Source organism: Curtobacterium flaccumfaciens UCD-AKU, from assembly GCF_000349565.1.
Classification (GTDB): Bacteria; Actinomycetota; Actinomycetes; order Actinomycetales; family Microbacteriaceae; genus Curtobacterium; species Curtobacterium poinsettiae.
In genome coordinates, this window is the sequence record NZ_KB714610.1 from 140,439 (window position 1) to 147,279 (window position 6,841).

Annotated in this window: 6 protein-coding genes; all 6 read left to right on the plus strand. The window is 67.5% G+C overall.

Annotated elements, in window-relative coordinates:
- Positions 1 to 15 precede the first annotated feature (15 nt).
- The 6 genes from H489_RS25930 (at position 16) to H489_RS25955 (ending at position 6,788) form a co-directional block, all read left to right on the plus strand.
- Positions 16 to 1,467: a dipeptidase gene (locus H489_RS25930; protein ID WP_017886641.1), complete on the plus strand. Its 1,452-nt coding sequence runs from the start codon at positions 16 to 18 to the stop codon at positions 1,465 to 1,467.
- Positions 1,468 to 1,525: 58 nt separating this feature from the next.
- Entirely contained in the window at positions 1,526 to 1,894 is a 369-nt protein-coding gene (locus H489_RS25935) for a HesB/IscA family protein (protein WP_017886642.1), read from the plus strand.
- Between the two features lie 290 nt (positions 1,895 to 2,184).
- A complete protein-coding gene (gene coxB, locus H489_RS25940) occupies positions 2,185 to 3,087 on the plus strand; it encodes a cytochrome c oxidase subunit II (RefSeq protein WP_031259441.1) in 903 nt (300 codons plus the stop codon).
- 11 nt (positions 3,088 to 3,098) lie between these two features.
- A complete protein-coding gene (gene ctaD, locus H489_RS25945) occupies positions 3,099 to 4,835 on the plus strand; it encodes a cytochrome c oxidase subunit I (protein ID WP_017886644.1) in 1,737 nt (578 codons plus the stop codon).
- A gap of 4 nt (positions 4,836 to 4,839) precedes the next feature.
- Complete coding sequence (locus tag H489_RS25950; RefSeq protein ID WP_017886645.1) at positions 4,840 to 5,256, plus strand: cytochrome c oxidase subunit 4; 417 nt, start codon at positions 4,840 to 4,842, stop codon at positions 5,254 to 5,256.
- Positions 5,257 to 5,414: 158 nt separating this feature from the next.
- A complete protein-coding gene (locus H489_RS25955) occupies positions 5,415 to 6,788 on the plus strand; it encodes a glucose-6-phosphate dehydrogenase (protein ID WP_017886646.1) in 1,374 nt (457 codons plus the stop codon).
- The last annotated feature ends 53 nt before the right edge of the window (positions 6,789 to 6,841 follow it).

Here is a 6,841-nt window from a genome sequence, read left to right on the forward strand (position 1 = left end):
TCTAGATTACCGGGCATGACCGACAGCCAACAGCACAGCCCCGCGACCGACCCTGCGCTCCTCGACGCCCTGCGCGAACACGTCCAGGGGGCCCTGCCCACGACGATCGCCGACCTGTCCGCCCTGGTACGCCTGCCGTCGGTCTCCTGGTCGGCCTTCGACCCGTCGAACGTGCGCGCGAGTGCCGAGGCCGTCGCGGACCTGGCGCGGTCGACCGGGGTCTTCGGCCCGGACGACGTCCGGATCGTGCGGTCGGCAGTGTCCGGCTCGACCGCCGACGTCGCCGAGGCGGACGCCGAGACCGAGCTCGGCCAGCCGGCGGTGCTCGCGGTGCGCCCGGCGCGGAACGGCAAGCCGACGGTGATGCTCTACGCCCACCACGACGTGCAGCCGCAGGGCGACGAGGCCCTGTGGGAGACCCCGCCGTTCGAGCCGACGCTCCGCGGTGACCGCCTGTACGGTCGCGGCGCCTCGGACGACAAAGCCGGCGTGATGACCCACATCGCCTCGCTCCGCGCGGTGCACGCCCAGTTCGGCGACGACCTCGACCTCGGGATCGTGCTGTTCGTCGAGGGCGAGGAGGAGTTCGGCTCCCGCTCGTTCCGCACCTTCCTGCGCGAGCAGAAGGAGCACCTGGCCGCCGACGTCATCGTCGTGGCGGACAGCGACAACTGGTCGACCGAGGTGCCGTCGATCACGGTGTCGCTGCGCGGCAACGTCACCTTCAAGCTCACCCTGACCACGCTCGAGCACGCCAGCCACAGCGGCATGTTCGGGGGAGCGGCCCCGGACGCGATGATCCCGATGGTGCGGCTGCTCGCCTCGCTGCACGACGCCGACGGGTCGGTCGCCGTCGAGGGGCTGGCCTCGTACGAAGCCGACGTGCCGGAGCGCACCGAGGACGAACTCGCCGTTGACGCCGCACTCGTTCCCGGTGTGCGCCCGATCGGTACCGGCGCCGTGCTGTCCCGCATGTGGTTCCAGCCGTCGATCACGGTGACGGGCATGGACGTGCCGAGCGTCGCGAACGCCTCGAACACCCTGCTGCCCACGGTCTCGGCACGGGTCTCGGTCCGCGTCGCCCCCGGCCAGGACGCCCGCGAGGCCGCCGCTGCCGTCGAACGGCACCTGCGCGAGCACGTCCCGTTCGGCGCACGGATGGAGGTCACCGAGCCGGACAGCGGCGACGGATTCCTCGTCGACACCGCCGGCTGGGCCGTGCAGGAGGCCCGCACGGCCATGCGCGAGGGCTGGGGTGCCGAGGCGGTCGAGCAGGGCATCGGCGGGTCGATCCCGTTCGTGTCGGACCTGGCTGCGGAGTTCCCGGACGCGCAGATCCTGGTCACCGGCGTCGAGGACCCGGACACCCGCGCGCACAGCCCGAACGAGTCGCAGCACCTCGGCGTCCTGCACCGTGCCATCGCGTCGGAGACGATCCTGCTCGCCAGGCTCGCGACGCGCAGCTGAGGGTGCTTACAATCGAGGCCAGGCGCGGTGACCAGCACCGCCCGGAGGGAGACGCGCGATGAGCGACACCATCACCGAAGCACCGGCGACCGAGACCCCGTCGCACGGCGTCCTCCTGAGCGACGCCGCTGCCGGCAAGGTGGCGAGCCTGCTCGAGCAAGAGGGCCGCGATGACCTGCGCCTGCGCCTCGCCGTGCAGCCCGGTGGCTGCTCGGGCCTGATCTACCAGCTGTACTTCGACGAGCGCATGCTCGACGGTGACGTCACCGCCGAGTTCGACGGGGTCGAGGTCGTCGTCGACAAGATGAGCGTCCCGTACCTCGACGGCGCGACGATCGACTTCGAGGACACGATCCAGAAGCAGGGCTTCACGATCGACAACCCGAACGCGCAGGGCAGCTGCGCCTGCGGTGACAGCTTCCACTGATCGCCAGCGATCCGACACGCGAGCGGGAGCGACCGGAACGGTCGCTCCCGCTCGCGTTCGTGTGACCGGACGTGGCGCGCCGGGGCGCGGCGGAACCGGGGGGAATCGTGCCCGCCGACGTGCGGATCGAGGCCAGAACCGTGGCGTGTGTGCGCGAGCGGCGGCGAGCTGCGAGTAAGCTAGGAGTGTTCCAATCAAGCTGGGAGCCAGCCAAGCGCCGCCTTCGTGCGGCTCGCCGTCGGACACGACGGACTGACTTCCGAAGCTCACGTCTTTTGCGAGAGGTAACAGTGCGTTCGAATCGCCGTATACGTTGGGCGGCCGTCCCGGTGGCCGTCGGTCTGGTCATCGCACTGGCTGGCTGCACGCAGCAGCAGATGAACGGATGGCTCCCCGGCACGGAGGAGACGAAGAACGTCACCAACCACACGAGCCGCATCGTCGGCCTGTGGACCACCAGCTGGGTCGTGCTCCTCGCCGTCGGTCTGATCGTGTGGGGCCTGATCATCTGGGCCGCGATCGTCTACCGCCGCCGGAAGGGCCAGACCGGCCTGCCCGTGCAGATGCGGTACAACATGCCGCTCGAGATCTTCTACACGATCGTGCCGCTGATCCTGGTGCTCGGCTTCTTCGCCTTCACCGCGAAGGACCAGGCCGCGATCGAGAAGCCCTTCGCCGACCCCGACGCCACCGTGCACGTGTACGGCAAGCGCTGGGCGTGGGACTTCAACTACATCAACAAGGACAACCCCGAAGAGAGCGTCTACTACCAGGGCATCCAGGCCCAGGAAGAAGAGAACGCCAAGGGGGCGATCGACGAGTCGCAGCTGCCGACCCTCTACCTGCCCAAGGGCAAGAAGGTCGCGATCGAACTCTCGTCGCGCGACGTCGACCACTCCTTCTGGGTCATCGACTTCCTGTACAAGAAGGACATGCTCCCCGGCAAGACCAACTGGGAGTACTTCATCCCGGAGAAGCTCGGCACGTACCAGGGCAAGTGCGCGGAGCTCTGCGGTGAGTACCACTCGCTGATGCTCTTCCAGGTGAAGGTCGTCACGCCCGCTCAGTACGAGGCGTACCTCGGCACCCTGAAGGACCAGGGCAAGGTCGGTCTGCTCGGCAACGAGTACAACACCAACACCAACGAACCGAACAACAAGGCGCCGGTCGAGGCGTCCAGCGAGAACAAGTAGGGGCTCGTCAGATGACAACGTCACTCGTCGGCCAACCGACCCAGACCGCTTCGCCGGACTTCCAGGCGTCGAAGGTGGGCCGGAAGGGCAACATCGTCGTCCGGTGGATCACCTCCACCGACCACAAGACCATCGGGTACATGTACCTGATCGCGTCGTTCGTCTTCTTCCTGCTCGCAGGTGTGATGGCCCTCGTGATCCGTGCCCAGCTCTTCGAACCCGGCCTGCACGTGGTCGCGACGAAGGAGCAGTACAACCAGCTGTTCACGATGCACGGCACGATCATGCTGCTGATGTTCGCGACGCCGCTGTTCTCGGGCTTCGCGAACGCGATCATGCCGCTCCAGATCGGTGCGCCCGACGTCGCCTTCCCGCGACTCAACGGGTTCGCCTTCTGGCTCTACCTGTTCGGTTCGCTCATCGCGGTCGGTGGCTTCCTCACCCCGCAGGGCGCTGCCTCGTTCGGCTGGTTCGCCTACGCGCCACTGAGTGACACGACGTTCACACCAGGGCTCGGCGGGACACTCTGGGTCTTCGGCCTGGGCATGACCGGCTTCTCGACGATCCTCGGTGCGGTGAACTTCATCACCACGATCATCACGATGCGTGCCCCTGGTCTGACCATGTTCCGCATGTCGATCTTCACGTGGAACACCCTCGTGACCGCGCTCCTCGTCCTGATGGCTTTCCCGGTCCTCGCGACGGCGCTCTTCGGCCTCGGTCTCGACCGTGTGTTCAACGCCCAGATCTTCAACCCGGCCAACGGCGGGGCCCTGCTCTGGCAGCACCTGTTCTGGTTCTTCGGGCACCCCGAGGTGTACATCATCGCGCTGCCGTTCTTCGGCATCGTGTCCGAGGTCTTCCCGGTGTTCAGCCGCAAGCCGATCTTCGGCTACAAGACCCTGGTGTACGCGACCATCTCGATCGCGGCCCTGTCGGTCACGGTGTGGGCACACCACATGTACGTCACCGGTGGCGTCCTGCTCCCGTGGTTCTCGCTCATGACGATGCTCATCGCGGTCCCGACCGGCGTGAAGATCTTCAACTGGGTCGGCACGATGTGGCGCGGTTCGGTCACGTTCGAGACCCCGCTGCTCTGGGCCCTCGGGTTCCTGATCACCTTCACGTTCGGTGGTCTGACCGGTGTCATCCTGGCGTCGCCGCCGCTCGACTTCCACGTGTCCGACTCGTACTTCGTCGTCGCGCACTTCCACTACGTGGTCTTCGGCACCGTCGTGTTCGCGATGTTCTCCGGCTTCTACTTCTGGTGGCCGAAGTGGACCGGCAAGATGCTCAACGAGCGTCTCGGCAAGATCCACTTCTGGCTCCTGTTCATCGGGTTCCACACCACGTTCCTCATCCAGCACTGGCTGGGCGTCATCGGCATGCCACGTCGGTACGCGACCTACCTGCCGAACGACGGCTTCACGTGGATGAACCAGCTGTCGACGATCGGCTCGATGATCCTCGCGATCTCGTTCCTGCCGTTCATCTTCAACGTCTACGTGACCGCTCGGAACGCACCGAAGGTCGCTGTGAACGACCCGTGGGGCTACGGCCGCTCGCTCGAGTGGGCGACCTCCTGCCCGCCGCCGCGCCACAACTTCACGTCGATCCCGCGCATCCGTTCGGAGTCCCCGGCGTTCGACCTGAACCATCCCGAGGCCGGTGTGCCGATCGGTGTCGGTCCTGCGAAGGACGCCCCCGATGCCCCGACCTACGACGCCGCGAAGGGCGAGGTGAAGTAACGCCATGCGCGCGAACACCAACCTGTTCTGGATCCTCTTCGGGTTCTTCATCCTCGCGGACGCCGCGTACACGATCTGGGCGATGCTCTACTACGGTCACCCGGAGTGGGTCGGCACCGTGGCGATCGGCCTGACGGGCATCATGTCGGCGTTCATCGCCTTCTACCTCGGCAAGGTGATGTCGTCGCAGGGCGGCGTCCTGCCCGAGGACCGCCCGGACGCCAACATCGAGGACGGCGACGCCGAACTCGGGCACTTCAGCCCCTGGTCCTGGTGGCCCATCCTGCTGGCCGCCGCGGTCGCCGTGTGCTTCCTCGGCGTGGCAGCCGGCCTCTGGATCGTCCCGATCGGTCTCGTCCTCGTGGCGATCACCCTGGTCGGCTGGGTCTACGAGTACTACCGCGGCAACTTCGGGCACTGACCCGGCGCTGCAGCGCACCTGACACTTCGGGCGGCACCAGAACGGTGCCGCCCGAAGTGCGTCCGGGCACAGATCTCCGGTTCGGATCCGGAACAAACGGGCCCGCCCGCGACTTGACTGGAGCGGACCTCCCACCACAGCGAAAGGAGTCACCTCAGGTGACCGACAAGCGCACCCTCATCATCTTCGGCGCGACGGGCGACCTCGCCTCCCGCCTGCTCCTGCCGGGCCTCGGCACGTTCCTGCAGAGCGGCCGTGCCGTCCCCGTGCAGCTGATCGGCACGGGCCGCAGCGAGCGCAGCCCCGAGAAGTGGAAGGACATCGTCACGCAGTCCTTCGCGTCGCAGGACGTCAAGGGGCCGGAGGTCGACGCGACCATCGAGTCGACGCAGTTCATCCAGGGCGACCCCACCGACCCGAAGCACCTCGAGGCGCTGTTGGCCGCGGCCGACTCCGAGCCGATCCTGTACTTCGCGCTCCCGCCGCAGATCGCCTCCGACATCTGCGAGGCGCTCCAGCACGTCGAGCTCCCCGAGGGCACGACCCTGGCCTTCGAGAAGCCCTTCGGCACCGACGTCGCGAGTGCCCAGGCCCTCAACGAGACGGTGCTCAAGCTCGTCCCCGAGGACCGCGTGCACCGCACCGACCACTTCCTCGGCCGCACCACGGTGCTGAACATCATCGGTCTGCGCTTCGCGAACCGCCTGTTCGAGCCGATCTGGAACGCCGAGAACATCGAGAAGGTCGACGTCTTCTACGACGAGACCCTCGGTCTCGAGAACCGCGCCCAGTACTACGACGAGGCCGGCGCGATGGTCGACATGATCCAGTCGCACCTGCTGCAGATCCTCGGCCTGGTCACGATGGACGCCCCGTCCGCGATCGACGCGGTCGAGTTCCGCTCGTCGCTCGCCCGGGTCCTGCGCTCCACGCGTCTGAAGGGCGACGACGCGAAGATCGCGTCCCGCCGTGCGGTCTACACGGCCGGCACCATCGACGGCAAGGAACTGCCCTCGTACCAGGAAGAGGACGGCGTCGACCCGTCGCGCCAGACGGAGACCCTCGCCGAGATCTCGGTCGAGGTCGACACCGCCCGCTGGGCCGGCGTCCCCTTCACGCTGCGCTCCGGCAAGGCCCTCGGCGCCAGCCGCAAGGAGGTGCTGATCACCTTCAAGCCGGTCACGCGCCTGCCCTCCGGCCTGAGTGGTCGCCCGAAGACCGACACGCTCCGCATCGTCCTGAACCCGGACGAGATCGAGCTGACGGTGTCGGCCAACGGTGGCGGCAACCCGTTCGAGATGGGGCAGGTCACCCTGTCGTCGTCGTTCAGCGACGGCGAGCTCACCCCGTACGGCGAGGTCCTGAACGGCATCTTCCACGACGACCCGCTGCTCTCGATCCGCGGCGACGTGGCCGAGCGCTGCTGGGAGATCGTCGAGCCGGTCGTCGCCGCCTGGAAGGCCGACGAGGTCCCGCTCGAGGAGTACCGCGCCGGTTCGCGCGGCCCGGCGGACTGGGAGTCGTCGTCCTGACGGACGCGTCCTCGACGTCCTGAACGGACGCCCTGACGGACGGGAGGCCCGGT

Excerpts from the sequence above, each read along its gene's own strand:
- H489_RS25950 (WP_017886645.1), top strand. The coding sequence starts at position 4,840 with ATGCGCGCGAACACCAACCTGTTCTGGATCCTCTTCGGGTTCTTCATC.
- ctaD (WP_017886644.1), top strand. The coding sequence starts at position 3,099 with ATGACAACGTCACTCGTCGGCCAACCGACCCAGACCGCTTCGCCGGAC.
- H489_RS25935 (WP_017886642.1), top strand. The coding sequence starts at position 1,526 with ATGAGCGACACCATCACCGAAGCACCGGCGACCGAGACCCCGTCGCAC.
- H489_RS25930 (WP_017886641.1), top strand. The coding sequence starts at position 16 with ATGACCGACAGCCAACAGCACAGCCCCGCGACCGACCCTGCGCTCCTC.